Genomic DNA, 18262 nt, shown 5'->3' with positions numbered 1-18262 from the left:
ATATTATTCCTGTAGATACAAGCACTGAACATGTAAAACAACTCGAAGATGAACTTTTAAAACTTAGGATCGAGAATGCTTATTTAAAAGAACTGAGGAGGCTGCGTTTAGAGGAGGAAACTCTTCTGAAAAAACAGCGAGAATCATCCACAGCCTCCGAGGAGATTTCAAACTAAAAGATATTCTCGCAGTTGTCGGCTTTCCAAAAGCAACCTACATGTATTGGAAAAAAAGGTTTAGTAGAGAAAATCCAAACATGGAACTTGAAGAAAAGATCGCCGAGCTTCATGTAATCCATAAAGACTTTGGATACAGACGCATGTTAGGTGAGCTTCGCAAAGAAGGATATTTAGTAAATAAGAAACGTGTACAAAGAATTATGCAAAAATTATCCTTGCAAGTTACTTCTTTTACAAGAAAAAGTCGTAAGTATAGTTCATACAAAGGAAAAGTTGGAAAAATGGCTCCTAATAGATTACGAAGACGCTTTGATACAAAAATACCGCATCAAAAAATTACAACAGACACCACAGAGTTTAAATATTATGATGCAGATTCAAAAGGTCGCATGATAATCAAAAAATTGTATTTAGATCCATTTATGGATTTATGTAATAGAGAAATACTATGCTATGGTATATCTCCAACACCATCTGCAAAAAACATAATGGATGCACTAAACATGGCAATAGCAATCACAGCTGATTGCCCGTATCGTAGAACATTTCATTCGGATCAAGGTTGGGGTTATCAGATGAAGGCATATGTACACACATTACAAGAACATCGCATCTATCAAAGTATGTCCAGAAAAGGAAACTGCCATGATAATTCAGTTATGGAAAATTTCTTTGGAATAATGAAACAGGAAATGTATTATGGAGAAGTTTATTACAGCTATGATGAACTTAAAGAAGCAATAGATAAATACATACAGTATTACAACACGCAACGAATAAAGGAGAAGCTAGGCTGGATGAGTCCGGTTGAATACAGGATCAGCCTCTTGGCAGCATAAAAAAGGCGAAGTGAAAAATTCACTTCGCCATAAAGTCTAACTTTTAGGGGTCACCACAAAATCAAGGGATTTCGTAAGCGCGAGACGGGATTCGAACCCGCGACCCTCGCCTTGGCAAGGCGATACTCCACCACTGAGCCACTCGCGCATATTCTGTTGTTGTCAAAGACAAGATATATGATACCGTAAACTTTATGATACCGTAAACTTTATCGTTTGTCAACAACAAATTATACAACAACATGTAGAGTTACTTTCCTGCACTAGAATCTAGCCATAGCCCATGCGTATTGCAACCAAAGTAAAATTTGCCTCCACGTAACCTAGGCATACGTACTTCCCCGCCCTGTTCTGGGTATAACTTTACTAATAGCACTTTGTCATAGGTAACGTAAGCAATGAAATTAAGATAGTGCTCTTTCGTCATCTCATGATCGAATGTAATATAAAACTCATCATCTATAATATCCACGTTAATATTGTGTTTATCATCACTTGGCTTTGCTACTAATGCACTTAGTTTACGACCACAACAAGATATATCTGCTTCTCCTGTTGCAGTTAAGATATTACCACAACTTGGGCATACATAAAACTTAATTTTCTTCATATTTCCTCCATCTACTTCATTCGTTTCTAATTCACCTAATAAAATCTGCTCAATATTCACGCCTAAAACTTCGGATAACCCACGGAGCAGAGAAACATCTGGACAACCAAGTCCTCTCTCCCACTTCGATATAGTCTTATCACTTATATTCATAGCATTCGCTAATTGTTTTTGCGTATAACCTTTTTCGTTACGCAGGCGAAGAATTAACTTTCCTACTTTTAAACAATCCATAATGATTACCTTGCCTTTCCGTAACCTGCAAACATTAGGGCGCAGGCTCATATTTTCGTGTGTAAAATAGATTTTACACACAACCTCCTTACTTCAATATCATACTTAATAATTAAGAATTAATCAATCAACGTTCCGTAGAGTTACTTTATTTCCATATATATATATCTTTTTTTCATAAAATTAAGAAAATCGTAAGAATTATTCATAAGAATCTTAATACATTATTCTCAAATTTATGGTTTAATAGAATAGAAATATATATAATCATGTAATATTATATCAAATAACAGGGGATAATTTACTTTATGAAAGAAAAAAACAACAATGAATCTCATGATATGAAAGACCTAAAAATCCAAACTGATTTTAGTTTTGATGATGATCTCTACAATATCAAAGAATCTTTGAAACAGCAAGTCAACGACCAGATAGAAGACGAACAAAATACAAGCAGGGAGGACGACGGTTTTAATACAAACAATATGCCAAATTTAGATGATTATCCAAAGAAAAAGAAAAAACGCACAGGTCTTAAGATTTTTATTGGGATATTAACATTTATTATTCTTTTTGCTTCATTCCTTATCTTCACCAAACCAGGTAATCGCCTTATTACGAAACTTTTAGCGAATTATATATCTAGTTCCGTGAACAAAGATGATCCTACTACACCAGATGTCAATGAACAAGAAGAAGTAAGTGAATATGATTGGAATACCAGAGAAATTGTTGGCCGTAAGGAAGATTACGTTACTAATATCTTATTAGTAGGTATTGAAGAAATATTTGGCGGTAGGAATACAGACACTATGATTATTGCCTCTATTAATACAAGAGACAACACTGTTCAACTTTCTTCTCTCATGAGAGATTCTTATGTAAGTGTTCCAGGGTGGAAAAGTACGAAACTTAATGCAGCATACGCTCACGGAGGAATAGAACTTTTAAGAGATACCATTGAATCTAATTATAAGATTCATCTTGATGGCTTTGTATCTGTTAATTTTGATTCTTTCGAAAAGATTATTGATCTTTTAGGTGGAGTAGAGATTCAATTAGGTGCTAAAGAAGCTAATTATCTAAATACTACTAACTATATCTCAAACAAAGCGTATCGTAATGTAAAAGAAGGCATAAACTTATTGAACGGTAACCAAGCGCTAGGTTATTGCCGTGTACGTAAAGTACCGACCTATGATGGCGTTAATAACGATTTTGGACGTACTTTACGTCAGAGACGTTTATTGAATGCAATTTTTGAAAAATATAAAAACCAAGGCATTATACAATTAGTAAACACTACGAACACTTGCTTAGGATATGTGAAAACGAATCTTTCAACAGGACAGATTGAGAAGTTACTAAATGCTATGTTAGAGATTAACGTTTCTACCATAGGGATGAAATCCATTCCTATTGAAGGTGCCTATGAAGCTCCTAAAAGATATGAAAATACTACATGGCCAATTCTTCTTGATTGGGATGCCAATATAATTGATCTATACAAATCTATATATGGCGATACTGATGAAGAAGCTCTAAATCATCTCTCTACAATTAAAACTACACTACAATAGAATAACAAAAAAACAATCTTAATGTAGTTTTGTCAGGATTCCAACTATAATTCCTGACAATCCTCATTAAGATTGTTTTTATTCAAACACTACACTTAATATATATACATAATTTTTAACCGGTTTCTCTACTAGATTATCAACGTAATCGATTGTCGTTGTTAACCATAGATTCTCCGCTTCCATCAATAGATTTGATAACATAAATCCCATATCTACCATCTGTTCCGAATGGAACCATTTCTTAATCATACGATCTTTCTTCAAGAATATATGAATTCGATTATGATATACAACAAATCGCCATGGTTGACTATTCATACAAGATGGAGATACACTTGCTGCCTTCATAACCTTCTTAATATCTTGACTCACTTCTTCTTTATAAACGCACAGATAATCTATTGGAATACGTTTCGGTTTATGTGGTTCTAATCTAGAACTTGTTTTGGGTTTACCAAATGCTAGCGCAGCAATAATCCTCTTATCGCCTTTTCCCCGCTTTCCAAAAGACATATTAACGAAACAACTCCCAAGCCCTTTCGATGTAATATATAAGGATAATTGCCCGAGGAGATAACCTGCATTCAGATAATACCGTTCTACCTCATGTTCATAGATAACCATGAAGTATGGTGCTTCTACACCAAGTTCATTCATGATAGGTTTCTTCTGCTCTAGCTGGCACAAGATTGCATAATCGACTTTGCAATCCTCTTTTATGAGAATCTGACGATCCAAAAATGCACGGATATTTCGAAGCATTTGCTCATCCAATGCTTCCATATTGTAATGATAAATTGACTTTCTCCTCCATATCGCTTCGTACATATCCATCGTGATTCTAAAACCCCTTCCTAATTATGCATTCATCTTCTCTCTTATATTCTTCTTATAATAGAGCGGAGATATACCATAATATTTTTTGAATAATTTACTAAAATGATATACATCATCATATCCTACTTGTTTGGCTATACTCTTAATACTTCTACTGTTACTTGTTTGTAGGAGTTCTTTTGCTCTTTCGAGCCTGATTTTAATTAGATAATTAATTGGAGACTCTCCCGTCTCTTCTTTAAATATCTTTGATATGTATACTGGACTAAGATACATATTATGAGCAATTTGTTCAAGGGATATTCGCTGTTCGTAGTTCTCACTCAAAAAATTAATAATTCTTCTAACAGCATAACTTCTGTTGTATGTCTCGAATTGCTCAACTTCAATTTTCTGTACATTACTAGTTAATCCACGTACTACTTGTACCAGTAACTGAGTCATATATGCCTTAATCATAAACTCTTTTCCAGGTTGTCCAGATTGATATTCATCAATCATATCATAACAGATTTTATTCACTTCTTGTTTCATGTGTGGTTTCATATGCATGATTTTAGGATACACACCAAAGTCAATTGAATTCTCAGGCGTATTATGAAAATGTATATCAGAAAAACCAACAAAAAATTCTACCATGGGATTTTTTACACTTGTTACTACGTTATGATGCTTTATCCCCGAATCAAAGAACAAGACATCTCCCGCTTCTACTTCACACAATTTATCATCTACTAGATATTTCCCTTTTCCAGATAAAATAACACTAATTTGTGGAAAATCATGATCGTGATAAATACATTCTTTCACTCTCTTTTGTTTACACACAAAATAAACAGTCGGATTTAATTCCTCGCAGGAAAAATAAGTTTCTGTCTGCACACATACACCCCCATCCATTTCGATTTTAGACACTTAATCGTTAATCTTCAGTAATATATAACAAAAAAAGAATCACTTCCTGACTCTTTTTGCACTATTATAACCGATTTTCTTAAAAAAGTTCTTAGACTTTTTAATATTTATTGCAACTTGACTACCTTATATTAATTATATTATAACATGCTTCTGTTAATTAAGCATGTAAATAATTTTACCTATTTTTAATATTTTTGTAACAATATATACGAAACTAAATTAAATTCTTCCTCTTATTAACTTACTTATCAACCAAATTAAACGTCTTAATTGAGTTTGTCGACGATACTTTTATCTATTTTGTACAAGCCAAGTATATCCTTTCTTCTACAGAAAATTCTCCAAGTTAGAGCCACACTAACTTGGAGAATTGATTTTAACAATAGTAAGTTTACATAACCCTCTTTCTATTGTTCCTATATATTAATTGTAACTATACAGTCTGTTATTAGTCTTCTTACTTGGTGAAATACTCAACACCAGCTTCAAAGATCAATTGATTTTGATTTCCGAAGATGTTCATCGCCACTCCATCACCTATACGTTCAGAGTGAGCCATCTTACCTAGTACACGGCCATCTGGACTCGTGATACCTTCGATAGCGCAGTAAGAGCCGTTTGGATTGTAATCTTCGTTCATACTTGGATTACCTTTCACATCAACGTATTGCGTTGCAACTTGACCATTAGCAAACAATTTCTGTAACCATTCCTCATTAGCAACAAAGCGTCCTTCACCATGTGATGCAGGAATGGAATATACTCCACCAAGTTCAGCCTTAGATAACCAAGGTGATTTGTTGGTAACAACTTTTGTATAAACTGATTTACTGATATGACGACCAATGCGGTTTGTTGTAAGTGTTGGTGTATCCGCTGTAATATCTGTTATTTCACCATAAGGTACTAGACCTAATTTAATTAATGCTTGGAAACCATTACAGATACCAAGTACAAGGCCATCTCTTTGTTTTAACAAGTTGTTAGTTGCTTCTTTGATTGCTTCATTACGGAATACAGAAGCAATGAATTTGGCGGAACCGTCTGGTTCATCACCTGCACTGAATCCACCTGGGAACATAATGATTTGTGCTTTATTGATTTCTTCTGTGAAAGCGTTAACTGACAATGTAATATCACTTTCACTTAAGTTACAAAAAACTACTGTAGATACATCAGCACCAGCTCTTTCGAATGCTTTCGTAACATCATATTCGCAGTTTGTACCAGGAAATACTGGAACAAATACTTTCGGTCTAGCAATCTTTGTTTTAGCTGTGTAGATCGTCTTAGCATCATATAATGTTGTCTCTAATGTTCCATTGTCACCTTCAGACTTAGTAGGGAATACTTTCTCTAATGTTTCACTCCAAGATGATAAGGCCTCTTCCATAGCAATAACCGTATCGCCATATACGAAAGCTGCACGATCTGTCACTTCACCAATTATTTCATAAACTGCTGTAATCTTGTTAATATCTGTTTCAGCGACTTCAGCAATGATACAACCATATTCTGGTTTGAAGTAGTCACTAGCTTTTACATTGTCACATAATGTAACACCTAATTTATTACCAAATGCCATCTTACTTACTGCTTCGATTACGCCACCGCAACCAAGTGCATATGCGGATAATAATACTTTCTCGTTCGCTAGTTTTGTAATTTGTGCATATAGTTCCATTACTTGTTCGAATACAGGTACATCATATTCATCCTTTGCAATATTGAATTTCACAATCTTGCTTCCAGATTTCTTGAATTCTGGAGTGATGATATCTTGGCCCTTTGCAATATCTACTGCAAAAGAAACTAAGGTTGGAGGTACATCAATCTCATTGAAGGTACCAGACATACTATCTTTACCACCGATGGATGGTAAACCAAGTTTCATCTGTGCTTCATATGCTCCTAATAATGCAGCCATTGGTTCACCCCAACGTTTTGCATCTGTTCCAAGTCTTCTAAAATATTCTTGGAAAGTGAAACGGATCTTAGAGAAATCTCCACCGCAGGCAACAATCTTAGCTACCGATGAGATAACCGCATAGATTGCTCCATGATATGGACTCCAGCTTGATAAGTATGGGTCAAAACCGTAACTCATCATCGTTACTGTATCGCATGTTCCCTTTAATACAGGAAGCTTTGCAATCATAGTTTGAATTGGAGTTAATTGATATTTTCCACCGAATGGCATAGCAACTGTCGCAGCTCCGATAGAACTATCGAACATCTCCACAAGACCTTTCTTCGAACATACATTAAGATCATGAAGTACCTCTAACCATTTTTCCTTCATATTCGTTACAATTACTTCTTGTTGTAAGTAGTTATCTTTTTCTGACGGCATAGTAACGATTGCTTTTGCTTCTTGATGAGCACCGTTTGTATCAAGGAATTCTCTGCTGATATTAACGATTTCTTTCTCTCTCCAGATCATAACTAATCTTGGTTTTTCTGTAACAACTGCAACTTCAACAGCTTCTAAGTTTTCTTCTGCTGCAAATGCTAACATCTTGTCTACATCTTTTTTATCTACTACAACTGCCATTCTTTCTTGTGATTCAGAGATCGATAATTCTGTTCCATCAAGACCAGCATATTTTTTCGGTACTTTATCCATGAAGATGTGTAAACCATCAGCTAATTCACCAATTGCTACGGAAACACCGCCTGCTCCGAAGTCATTACATTTCTTAATGATAGAACTTACTTCTTCACGACGGAATAATCTTTGGATCTTTCTTTCTGTAGGGGCATTACCTTTTTGCACTTCTGCTCCACAGGTATCAATTGAACTTGTTGTATGTGCTTTTGAAGACCCCGTTGCTCCACCACAACCATCACGTCCTGTTCTTCCACCTAGTAAGATAATAATATCACCTGGATCAGAGTTTTCACGGATAACATTTCTTCTTGGAGCAGCACCCATAACAGCACCGATTTCCATTCTCTTCGCTACATAGTTTGGATGATAGATTTCATCTACTAAACCAGTTGCAAGACCGATCTGATTACCGTATGAGCTATAGCCCTTTGCTGCGCCAGTTACAATCTTTCTCTGTGCTAACTTACCTTCTAACGTTTCCTTTAGTGATACCGTAGGGTCTGCTGCACCTGTAACACGCATCGCTTGGTATACATAACCTCTACCTGATAATGGATCACGAATTGCTCCACCAAGACAAGTTGCTGCACCACCGAAAGGTTCGATTTCTGTTGGGTGATTATGGGTTTCATTCTTGAAGAATACTAGCCAATCTTCTTCTTTCCCATCAATCTCTACTGGTACGATAATAGAACAGGCATTGATCTCATCTGAAATTTCCATGTCTTCTAATTTTCCATCAGCACGTAATTTCTTCATAGCCATTAATGCGATGTCCATTAATGAGATATATTTGTCATCTCTATCTTTGTAGATTACTGCTCTATCTTTCGTATATTGATTATACGTAGCCATGATTGGTGCTTTGTAATAACCATCTTCGAATTCTACATCTTTTAACTCTGTAAGGAATGTAGTATGACGACAGTGATCAGACCAGTATGTATCAAGTACACGAATTTCAGTCATAGAAGGATCACGTTTTTCCTCATTCTTGAAGTAGTTTTGAATGTGGAGGAAATCTTTGAAGGTCATAGCAAGGTTAAGTGATTCATATAATTCATTCAATTCGGCTTCTTCCATAGTAACAAATCCATCAAACGTAATAACATCAGCCGGCTCTTTAAACTTGACTACTAATGTTTCTGGTTTTGCAGTATTACTTTCTCTTGAATCAACAGGGTTGATACAATATGCTTTAATGCGGTCGAATTCTTCTTCTGAGATATCTCCTGTTAATACATACGTTGTAGCGGAACGAATAATTGGTTCTTCTTTCTCGTTTAATAGTTTCACACATTGTTCTGCCGAATCTGCTCTTTGATCAAATTGACCTGGAAGATATTCAACAGAGAATACTTTATCATTACTATTCTTTTCAAATTCTTCTTCATATAATACATCTACAGGAGGCTCTGAAAATACGATGCCAAGTGCCTTCTTATAAGTTGTTTCAGTTAAATTCTCAATATCGTAACGGATTAATTCACGAACAGTATCTAATCCCTTCATTCCAAGATAACTCTTAATTTCTTCTTTTAGTTCATTTGCTCTGACAGCGTATGGTGCTTTCTTCTCAACATAGATTCTCTTTACGTTACTCATCGCTTACCTTACCTTTCTGACATACATGTATTTCAAGAATATCATTGCATTCTTGCTGCGCCTGCGCGTCAGCTATGCTGACTTACGGTTACTATCTTATCATTGGTTATATTATACCATACTAAGTTTTATAAATAAAATTAATATAATTCAATTTACTAATTAGGTTTCCTTATATAAGCGATTTGCTTTATTTTTATTATTTCTTGTAACCACAATGGATTTTTTCCTTATAATTCATGTTATAAAAATAGCCTTCTATCCCGAATTGGAGCAGATTCACAATGAATCCACTCCAATACTTGATAAAAGGCTATATACTAGTTGTTGTTAGATGAATCTTCTGTAGTTGCTTTTTCATCTGATGCACTTGAATCATCAGTTGTAGTTTTATCTTCTGTTGTTGTCTTATCATCCGTAACTGTTGTATCACCAGTTGTTGCTTTATCTTCTGCTGTTACAGGAACGATTGTGTTACTACCCATAACTACCTTGTCCCAAACTTCATTATTAATTTCTATTTTGTAGTTTTCTTTAATCTTCTCAAATTCTTGATCAAAACGAGCAGCTTCTGCTTCTTGAATCGCTGTATCTACCGCTTCATCGTAGCTTGTAGTTGCATTGTTATCAACCATTTTGATAATGTAGTAACCTTCTTCTGTTTCTACAATACCACTAATTTCTCCATTTTCAAGTTTCATAGCTTCTTTCATAAAGGTCTTGTTCGCTGTTTCGTTCTCATCGTTTGGTAAGAAGGATAAATCTGTATAATTCACATCTGAATCACCATCAGTGATACCGTCTTGTAAATTCTTGCTTTCTTTTACTTTATCATAGATCGCTTCAATTTTTTCTTTCGCAGCTTTTTTCTCATCGTCTGAAAAAGGTGTTACATTTCCTTCTTCATCTGTTGTTCCAGTTGGTACTAGAATATATTCTGTACTGTATTCTTTGTATTGTTTTTTATCAATACCTTCTTTAATTGCTTTATCATCGATATCGAAAGAATCAATTAAATCTTGATAATACTTATCTGTAACAGCCCATTTTTGTTGAATAGCTGTAACTGCTTCTTCAGTAAATCCTGTTAATGCAAGTTGTTCTTCTGACATCTGTTCAATAACAGCTGCGGAATTCTCTTTGATTTTTGCAATCTCTTCATCAGTTAAAGAATAATCTTTTTTAATTGCTTCTTTATATAATACTTCATAACGAATTGCTGTATCCATAGCTTGCTCTTTTGCATCTTGACGGATTGTTTTTCCTTCTTCGATTTCCATATCCCAATATCCAGTATTAAAATAATATTGGTACATTTGATCCATATAGTCAATTTGTGATTCGTAAGAATAGATATAATAAAGCATCTCTTCCATTGTTAACTTCTCACCATCAACTGTTAACGCTACATCATCTTTTTTATATTTGACACTTGTATCAACTGTTCCATCTTCTGTTTTACTAGATTCTTCTTTAGAATCTTTTTTACTACATCCAGCAACTAATGCCATACTACAAACTAGTACAACCATAAGTACTAGAAATTTTAACTTTCTAAACTTATTCACTTTATTTCCTCCATATTATCTTAAATTATAGCACACGATTCATTCTATATAACTTTGTCCCATTCGTCAAGTTGATTGCTATAATTCACAAAATCTTCACTTTTATTGGGCATTGATTTTTTATTCATATTCAATCACAATTTACTTCTATTGTGAAGCCAAATTATCTAAAAAATACTGAGAAGCTGCTGTTAACGGTATTTGATTACTGTAAGCTGCCACAAGCTTTCTTTGTGGGAGTTCTTCCTTCATATTAAGAATAATCATATCCTCATCTTTTGCATTCACAAGGTCTTTCACACAATAATCTGGAACAAAAGCTACTCCTAATCCAATATGAGCCATATCGATAAGCAAATCATTACTATTAAGTTCAATCGCAGGGGCTAAATCGATTGACTGCTGTAAGAACAAGCTATGAAGGAATTCACTTGTTGTAGATTGTTTATTTAACATAAGAATTGGATAATTTCTCAAATCTATTAATGTCATCTCACGTTCTACAGTTGGAAAATAATTCTTATTCGCAATGAAAACATCACGGAATGTTCCTACTTCAATAACGTTATTAATACTATTCAAACGACTATTGGGTGAATTCACTATTATTAAATCCACCTGATTGGATTCCAGTAGTTCTACGCATTGCAAGGAGGTACCATTGGTAACTTTTATATGCACTTTAGGGAACTTTTGATGAAAGTCTTTCAAAAACGGAACAAGGTAATAACGGCATATTGTATCACTAGCACCGATACGAAGCTGTCCGCCATTCAGTGTTCCTGCCTCCATAATCTGGCTCTCTCCACGATTAATAAGATTAATCGCTGGTTCTATATGTTTGAATAACATCTCACCCTCTTTTGTGAGTTTTACTCGTTTTGTACTACGTATAAACAACGTTTGATTCAGTCTCTTCTCAAGTACTTTAATGGACTGGCTAACTGCTGATTGCGAGATAAATAGTTCTTTTGATGCTTCCGAAAAGCTCAATGTTTTCCCCACATAATAAAACACTTTATATAATTCGTAATTAATATCCATTCCACATTTACCTTTCTGAATATTCTCTAAGCCAAAACTCAAGGATTACTTTGTAATTTCCCTCGTTAACTTATGACTCCCTCGGAGTATGTAGCTCCACTTTGTTCGGCTACTAGAAGTAACTTTGCTACTTCTCATAAGTTACATTATATCCTCTAATCTGAAGAAAGACAATGTAATTTGAGTAATAGATTTATTTTATCCGAAAATTTGACACCTATGGGATAGTATTGTATCATAATATGGAAAAATAAAAGAAAGGAAGTATCACATGATAAAAGACGTTATATCAGTCGGTCTGCCTGTTGCAGAATCAATGGACATCAAGAAAAATCGCTTACTTCCGCTAACTCTTACTGGTAAGGAGAAACGTATCTGTATCGTCACAGGAATCCATGGAGATGAATTAGAAGGTCAGTTTGTTTGTTACGAACTGATCCGTAAAATAAATGCTAATATTCAGTGTTTAAATGGTATTGTAGATGTTTATCCTTATGTTAATCCTCTTGGAATGGAATCCATAACTAGACGTATTCCAACCTTTGATCTTGATATGAACCGTAACTTTCCTGGCAATGAAGAAGGTGACATGGCAGAATGTGTAGCTGCTACCATTATTGATGATATTCTTGGCTGTGATTTATGTATCGATTTACATGCAAGTAACATATTTATTCGAGAAATTCCTCAAGTACGTATTAGTCAAGATAATCTAAATACCTTATTACCATATTCTAAACTATTGAATGTGGATTTTGTATGGGTTAATGACTCCGTTACCATTCTTAAATCTTCTTTAGTACATAGTCTGAATTCATTAGGTGTTCCCTCCCTAGCTGTAGAGATGGGCGTTGGAATGCGTTTAACAAAAGAATATGGGATGCAATTAGTAGATGGCTTGTTTAATGTTATGAAGGAACTTGGAATCTGGACTGGTGAAGTACCTCCAATACGAAAGCCCATTGTTTCTACGGATGGGCAAGTTGAGATGATTCACGCGGAAGCCTCTGGAATATTCGTTCCTGCTATCTCTCACTGGAAGGGGATCTGCAAAGGGGATTGTGTTGGTGATATTATAGATCCTCTAACAGGAACAGTGAAAGAACAAATTATCGCACCTTGTAGTGGCACCGTATTTACTCTTAGGGAATATCCTGTTGTTTACACAGGGTCTTTAATTGCTCGAATACTAGGAGGTACTGGCTTATGTTAAAAGAAACAATCTATACCTTAGATGCTCCATTTCGTGCCAATATGAATATATATGGATACACCTTCGGTAATGGTGACAAGTCTGCATGTGTCGTTGGTCCAACAAGAGGTAATGAAGTACAACAGCTCTATGTTTGTTCTCAATTAATAAAAACCTTAGCCCAGATTGAGAAAAATGGGCACATCCTAAATAATCATGAAATCTTAGTTATTCCATGTGTTAACAACTTCTCTGTCAATGTTGAAAAACGTTTCTGGGCCCTTGATAAAACCGATATTAATCGTATGTTTCCTGGCAACCCTTTGGGTGAAACCACTGAACGAATTGCTAACGCTGTATTCGAGAAGACAAAAGGATATAATTATGGTATACAATTCGCCAGCTTCCATACTCCGGGAGATTTCATTCCACATGTACGCATGATGGAAACGGGTCATCAAAACACTAGTTTAGCTAACCTATTCGGACTCCCTTATGTCTTAACTAGAAAACCTGAACCATTTGATACAACTACCCTTAATTATAACTGGCAGATGAATGAAACAAATGCTTTTTCTGTCTATACGAGTGCAACCGATCAAATTGACGAACCATCAGCAAGGCAGGCCGTATCCTCTATACTTCGTTTTCTCACTCGTATGGGGATTATTAAATATAACTGTCATAATGGTTTCATCGCAAGTGTAATAGAAGAAGAAACACTTTTACCAATTCGAGCAGATGTATCTGGTATCTATCGTAGACTCAAAAATCCCGGCGATGAAGTGCAATTTGGCGATACCCTAGCAGAAGTAATTGATCCATTGGAGGGGGAAGTCATATCTCAGATTCTTGCTCCAAGTGATGGTATTATCTTCTTTGCACATACCAAGCCACTAGTCATCCAAAACTGTGTGGTATATCAATTGATCAAACGGTTACATGAATAGGTTCCTTATATAAAAAAACCAAATGCATTTATTCTCTTTGCATTTGGTTTTTTTTACATCGTATTTTATTATTAGGTATTTTGTAATAGCTCTGCTTCAAAACTATCTAATGGCATTGGTTTAGCAAAAAAATAACCTTGTGCCATATCACACATGATACCTTTCAAGAACTCAGACTGTGCACGTGTTTCTACACCTTCCGAAATAACCTTCATATTCAATTTCTTTGCCATATTGACGATGCTAGTAATTATAATTTGTTCTTCTTTATGCATCTCACCTTCACGGAAAAACTGACGATCAAGCTTAATGATATCTGTTTCCATATCTTTCAATAAGTTCAATGATGAAAAACCAGAACCGAAATCGTCTATTGATACCAAGAAGCCATTTTCTCTGAACTGTTTCACCATATCAATCGCTACCTTGGAATTCTCAATACATACGGATTCTGTTAGTTCAAGCTCAATTAAATGAGTAGGTATTTCATATCTCTTCACCAACGATATCACATTCTGAACAAAGTATGGATTTGTAAGATGCGAGCCCGACACATTAACAGATATCGGTACTACCTTCTGCTTCCTATCTAAACGTTCTTTCAAAAATCGGCACACCTCTTCATATACAAAAAAGTCTACACGCTCAATAAATCCATTCATTTCAAAAATGGGTATAAACCGTATTGGTGATATAACCTCTCCATCTGCTACAATCCATCGCACTAGCGCTTCTGCTCCTACGATACACTCCGTTTCAAGAGAAATCTTTGGTTGATAGTACACACTGAATTCCTTGTTATTCAACGCAGCTTCCATATGTTGATTTACATACGTCTCCCATTGGATTTTTTGCTGCATCTCATTCGTAAATAATCCACAGCTAGTTATTAATGGATTACCCTTAACACTTTTTCTAGCAATATTTGCATTATCAATTGCACTTCTTATTGGAGTATCTTCTTCAAGGAGTGCAACACCACTACTTAGTATCAGTTTAACCCCTATACGTTCTTGATAGCACTGGTTTGAAAACTCTTCATTAAGTGTACAAATCTGCTCTGTTACTGCATCTTCTGTATCATAAGTAATAAGAAAAACAAAATTATCTGCTGATAACCTTGTAGCTTCCTTAACAACATTACGTTCTCTCTTCATCATCGCTGCAAAGTAAGCAAGCAATCGATTGCCTTCTAGATAACCATACATCTTATTCACAAATCCAAAATAATTGATGTCTGTGTATACTATCGCATATTTTTTTTCAGGTTCTCTTTTCATAATTTTCTTAGCTACTTCAAAGAAAAGAAGTTCATTAGGTAAACCTGTTATCCTATCACATTTATAACTCTTCTCTTTCGAAGGTAGATTGTTTTCAATCTCTTGAATCATAATCTCTTCAAAAAGCTCTTCATCAATTGCTTCTCTAGCACCAACTGTCTCTCTTTGCGATAAATAGTGATTTATTAATCTCTCAGAATTAAGGTTAAGCAACGTGGCGTATATCGAATCCTCTTCCTTTAATCCCTCACACGGATACCCTATAAGAAGTAACCAGTCTGTTTTTGCATTATTCATCAAACTATTACATTCAAATAATGCACGTCTATACGTTTGTAAGGCTTTGCAAAAAGCTTCCTTTTGATCTTCTTTTACAAAATGTATTAAATTGCTTTGAAAATCTGTTTCAAATTGTTCTTTGTTAAATCCTATCAAATCATATAATTCATTATCGGCTTGTAGAACTACGCCTCCTCTGGTTACTGACAAAATCAAATTAACATAGGTAGGTGGCGTCTTCCTAATGCTTTGAATTTTTGCCTTTATCATGTTTATGTACCTCACAATCTATGAATTGCATTACAGTATAGCTATCGCAAAACCGTTTCCGAACATCTTTACTCTGGCTATTTATTCTGGCTATTCTTTCTTACAATAAGCAACAGTATACCATATAATGGCACCTTTAACAACTTCAATCTAACAAGATATAACATTATATGATAAAAGCAGACATTCCCCTGCAATGCCTGCTTTATTCTTAACTATTCTATTTATTAAGTAATAATTTTTCTAATTCTAGCACTGTCTTTACAACGTAATCTGCCCCTGCACCTACTAATTCTTCTTCGCCACCATATCCGTAAGTAACTCCTATTACTTCAATTCCACGCTCATGCGCCCCAATTACATCGAACTTGCGATCTCCTACCATAATAATATCAGTTTTATCAACTTGTCCAAAGCCCGAAATAGAAACATCAACAACTTCCGCTTTATCAGAACGTGTCCCATCTAGGTTACTACCTATAATGTGATGGAAATACTCTTTGATTTCAAAATGCTCTAGAATCTTCTCTACAAAAATAGTTGGTTTCGAACTTGCTATTGCTAACATCTTACCTTCAGCTCTTAAATTCTGCAACATTGAGGCAATCCCTTCATAGATAAAATTCTCATACATACCAATCGTCTGGAATCTCTCTCTGTACTTAGCTTCCGCTTCATGTGCTTTTTCTTTCGTAAAACCATAGAATTCAACGAAAGAGTCTCTTAGTGGCGGCCCTATAACAACCTCTAATTTATCCAAATCTGGTTCATCAATCCCACAATGTGCGAGTGCATATTGAAAACACTTAGTTATTCCTTCTTTGGGATCTGTTAACGTTCCGTCTAAATCAAACAAGATATATTTCTTATCCTTCATTGAAATTTCCTCACTCTTCTTAAATTATATAGGCAATTGCTCCTCTTTACATTAACAACATAGATAAGATATTCGCAATTGGTAACTAAAATCATACTTTTCGTATCCTTTATGTTATTTCTAACATTTCAATAGATTGTACCACATTAATCCTATCCATTGCAATGTAGACTCTTTTAATATTGCCATTACACATTGACATATCCTAATTAACTTGCTATAGTATAGTCGTAAAACATAGCATAATGCTAGGGGAGCTCTTGTGGCTGAGATGTATTTATACAACCCTCATAACTTGAACTGGTTAAAACCAGCGTAAGGAAGCACATGTTTGTACATAATTCAGATTGTTTGCATTAAGCAATCTCGATCAAGTTGTTTTGTATACTACCATAAAACATAGCAGTTACCTATCTATATTCTGGTAAGTTATGATAGTAACAAAAGTCATTAACTTGAATTATATACAACAAAAGACAAGCTCCTCCTACGCAAGAAAAGGGAGGAATTTTTTTATGTATTTAGGAATTATGAATTTTTTTGCAACTGGTAATACTGATGATGGCTACGCACTAAAAGCACCAAGTTATGTTCTTTTTGTTGCTTTGGTACTTGCTCTTTTAGCAATTGTTTTTTTAAGCAAAAAGGAATCAAAGAAGATTCAAACGAAACAATTAGTATTTGCTTCTGTTGCAATGGCACTTGCGGTAGTAACCTCATTTATCAAATTCGTTAACTTACCATATGGTGGTTCTGCTACACTATTCAGTATGTTCTTCATCTGTTTAATAGGTTATCTATATGGAACAAAAATTGGTTTACTTACTGGTGTTGCTTACGGATTTTTACAATTAATAATCGATCCAAGTGTATATCATCCTGTTCAACTATTACTTGATTATCCAGTTGCATTCGGATGTTTAGGTCTTGCCGGTGTATTCAGCAAATCTAGACATGGTCTAATAAAAGGATATATTTTGGGTGTTGTAGGAAGATATATTGTACATGCAATCTCTGGTTACATCTTCTTCATTCAGTGGTTTCCAGCAGAGACAAATCCAGTCGTATACACATTAACATACAATGCTTCTTATATCGTACCAGAAGCTCTTGTTACAATCATAATCTTACTTATTCCAGCTTTCACTAATGGATTAAAAGAAGTAAAGCGCATGGCTAACGAATAAAGTTAACATAACAAACACGGCCCATTCACTGTATGGTTACGTCGGATATACATATCCTCGTAATTCATATAGCCAAGGGCCGTGTTTTATTCTACTCTTCTAGCCTTTCATATACACGAATTGCACTCATTAAATCGTCATGCAATTAGGTCATACCTCCAAATTGAGCATACCATTTTTCTCTATATTCTTGCAGTTC

At 34.9% G+C, this 18262-nt stretch carries 13 protein-coding genes, 1 tRNA gene and 1 riboswitch; of the genes, 5 read left to right on the top strand and 9 right to left on the bottom strand.

What is annotated here, in order from left to right; translation table 11 throughout:
- Window positions 1-142: 142 nt before the first annotated feature.
- Window positions 143-1018: an IS3 family transposase gene (locus BUB90_RS12645; protein ID WP_334292893.1), complete on the top strand. Its 876-nt coding sequence runs from the start codon at window positions 143-145 to the stop codon at window positions 1016-1018.
- Between the two features lie 76 nt (window positions 1019-1094).
- Here the strand turns inward: BUB90_RS12645 and BUB90_RS12640 are convergent.
- Window positions 1095-1166, bottom strand: a tRNA-Gly gene (locus tag BUB90_RS12640).
- A 102-nt stretch (window positions 1167-1268) separates the two neighbouring features.
- Window positions 1269-1862 carry a helix-turn-helix domain-containing protein gene (locus BUB90_RS12635; RefSeq protein WP_073288286.1) on the bottom strand — a complete coding sequence of 198 codons (594 nt, stop codon included), beginning with the start codon at window positions 1860-1862 and terminating at the stop codon, window positions 1269-1271.
- Between the two features lie 308 nt (window positions 1863-2170).
- Here BUB90_RS12635 and BUB90_RS12630 point away from each other — a divergent pair, with 308 nt between their 5' ends.
- Window positions 2171-3442, top strand: a complete 1272-nt coding sequence (locus tag BUB90_RS12630) for an LCP family protein (protein ID WP_073288231.1) — start codon at window positions 2171-2173, stop codon at window positions 3440-3442.
- A gap of 78 nt (window positions 3443-3520) precedes the next feature.
- Here BUB90_RS12630 and BUB90_RS12625 read toward each other — a convergent pair whose 3' ends face one another.
- The 5 genes from BUB90_RS12625 to BUB90_RS12605 form a co-directional block, all read right to left on the bottom strand.
- Entirely contained in the window at window positions 3521-4279 is a 759-nt protein-coding gene (locus BUB90_RS12625; protein WP_073288229.1) for a nitroreductase family protein, read from the bottom strand.
- A gap of 24 nt (window positions 4280-4303) precedes the next feature.
- The gene (locus tag BUB90_RS12620; RefSeq protein ID WP_170865490.1) at window positions 4304-5164 is read right to left on the bottom strand and encodes an AraC family transcriptional regulator; all 861 of its coding nucleotides are present in this window, start codon (window positions 5162-5164) and stop codon (window positions 4304-4306) included.
- A 493-nt stretch (window positions 5165-5657) separates the two neighbouring features.
- A complete protein-coding gene (locus BUB90_RS12615; protein ID WP_073288227.1) occupies window positions 5658-9416 on the bottom strand; it encodes a phosphoribosylformylglycinamidine synthase in 3759 nt (1252 codons plus the stop codon).
- A 320-nt stretch (window positions 9417-9736) separates the two neighbouring features.
- Window positions 9737-10984, bottom strand: a complete 1248-nt coding sequence (locus BUB90_RS12610; protein ID WP_073288225.1) for a peptidylprolyl isomerase — start codon at window positions 10982-10984, stop codon at window positions 9737-9739.
- A 147-nt stretch (window positions 10985-11131) separates the two neighbouring features.
- Window positions 11132-12028: a LysR family transcriptional regulator gene (locus BUB90_RS12605; protein WP_073288282.1), complete on the bottom strand. Its 897-nt coding sequence runs from the start codon at window positions 12026-12028 to the stop codon at window positions 11132-11134.
- Window positions 12029-12299: 271 nt separating this feature from the next.
- Between BUB90_RS12605 and BUB90_RS12600 the strand changes: the two genes are divergently transcribed.
- Window positions 12300-13241: a M14 family metallopeptidase gene (locus tag BUB90_RS12600; RefSeq protein WP_073288222.1), complete on the top strand. Its 942-nt coding sequence runs from the start codon at window positions 12300-12302 to the stop codon at window positions 13239-13241.
- Window positions 13235-14170, top strand: a complete 936-nt coding sequence (locus BUB90_RS12595) for a M14 family metallopeptidase (protein ID WP_073288219.1) — start codon at window positions 13235-13237, stop codon at window positions 14168-14170. Before BUB90_RS12600 ends, BUB90_RS12595 begins: the two co-directional genes overlap by 7 nt.
- Window positions 14171-14241: 71 nt before the next feature.
- Here BUB90_RS12595 and BUB90_RS12590 read toward each other — a convergent pair whose 3' ends face one another.
- Together BUB90_RS12590 and BUB90_RS12585 are read right to left on the bottom strand one after the other, a co-directional pair.
- Window positions 14242-15999, bottom strand: coding sequence for a putative bifunctional diguanylate cyclase/phosphodiesterase (locus BUB90_RS12590; RefSeq protein ID WP_084139234.1), 1758 nt, complete (start codon window positions 15997-15999; stop codon window positions 14242-14244).
- A gap of 220 nt (window positions 16000-16219) precedes the next feature.
- The gene (locus tag BUB90_RS12585; protein WP_073288218.1) at window positions 16220-16876 is read right to left on the bottom strand and encodes an HAD hydrolase-like protein; all 657 of its coding nucleotides are present in this window, start codon (window positions 16874-16876) and stop codon (window positions 16220-16222) included.
- A gap of 240 nt (window positions 16877-17116) precedes the next feature.
- A riboswitch (TPP riboswitch) is annotated at window positions 17117-17215 on the top strand.
- A 176-nt stretch (window positions 17216-17391) separates the two neighbouring features.
- Between BUB90_RS12585 and thiT the strand changes: the two genes are divergently transcribed.
- Window positions 17392-18063: an energy-coupled thiamine transporter ThiT gene (gene thiT, locus BUB90_RS12580; protein ID WP_242952537.1), complete on the top strand. Its 672-nt coding sequence runs from the start codon at window positions 17392-17394 to the stop codon at window positions 18061-18063.
- Window positions 18064-18262: the final 199 nt, after the last annotated feature.

This window comes from Anaerosporobacter mobilis DSM 15930 (assembly GCF_900142955.1).
Taxonomy (GTDB): domain Bacteria; phylum Bacillota; class Clostridia; order Lachnospirales; family Lachnospiraceae; genus Anaerosporobacter; species Anaerosporobacter mobilis.
Note: the sequence above shows the minus strand (reverse complement) of the source record. Positions and strands in the feature narration are given on the sequence as shown.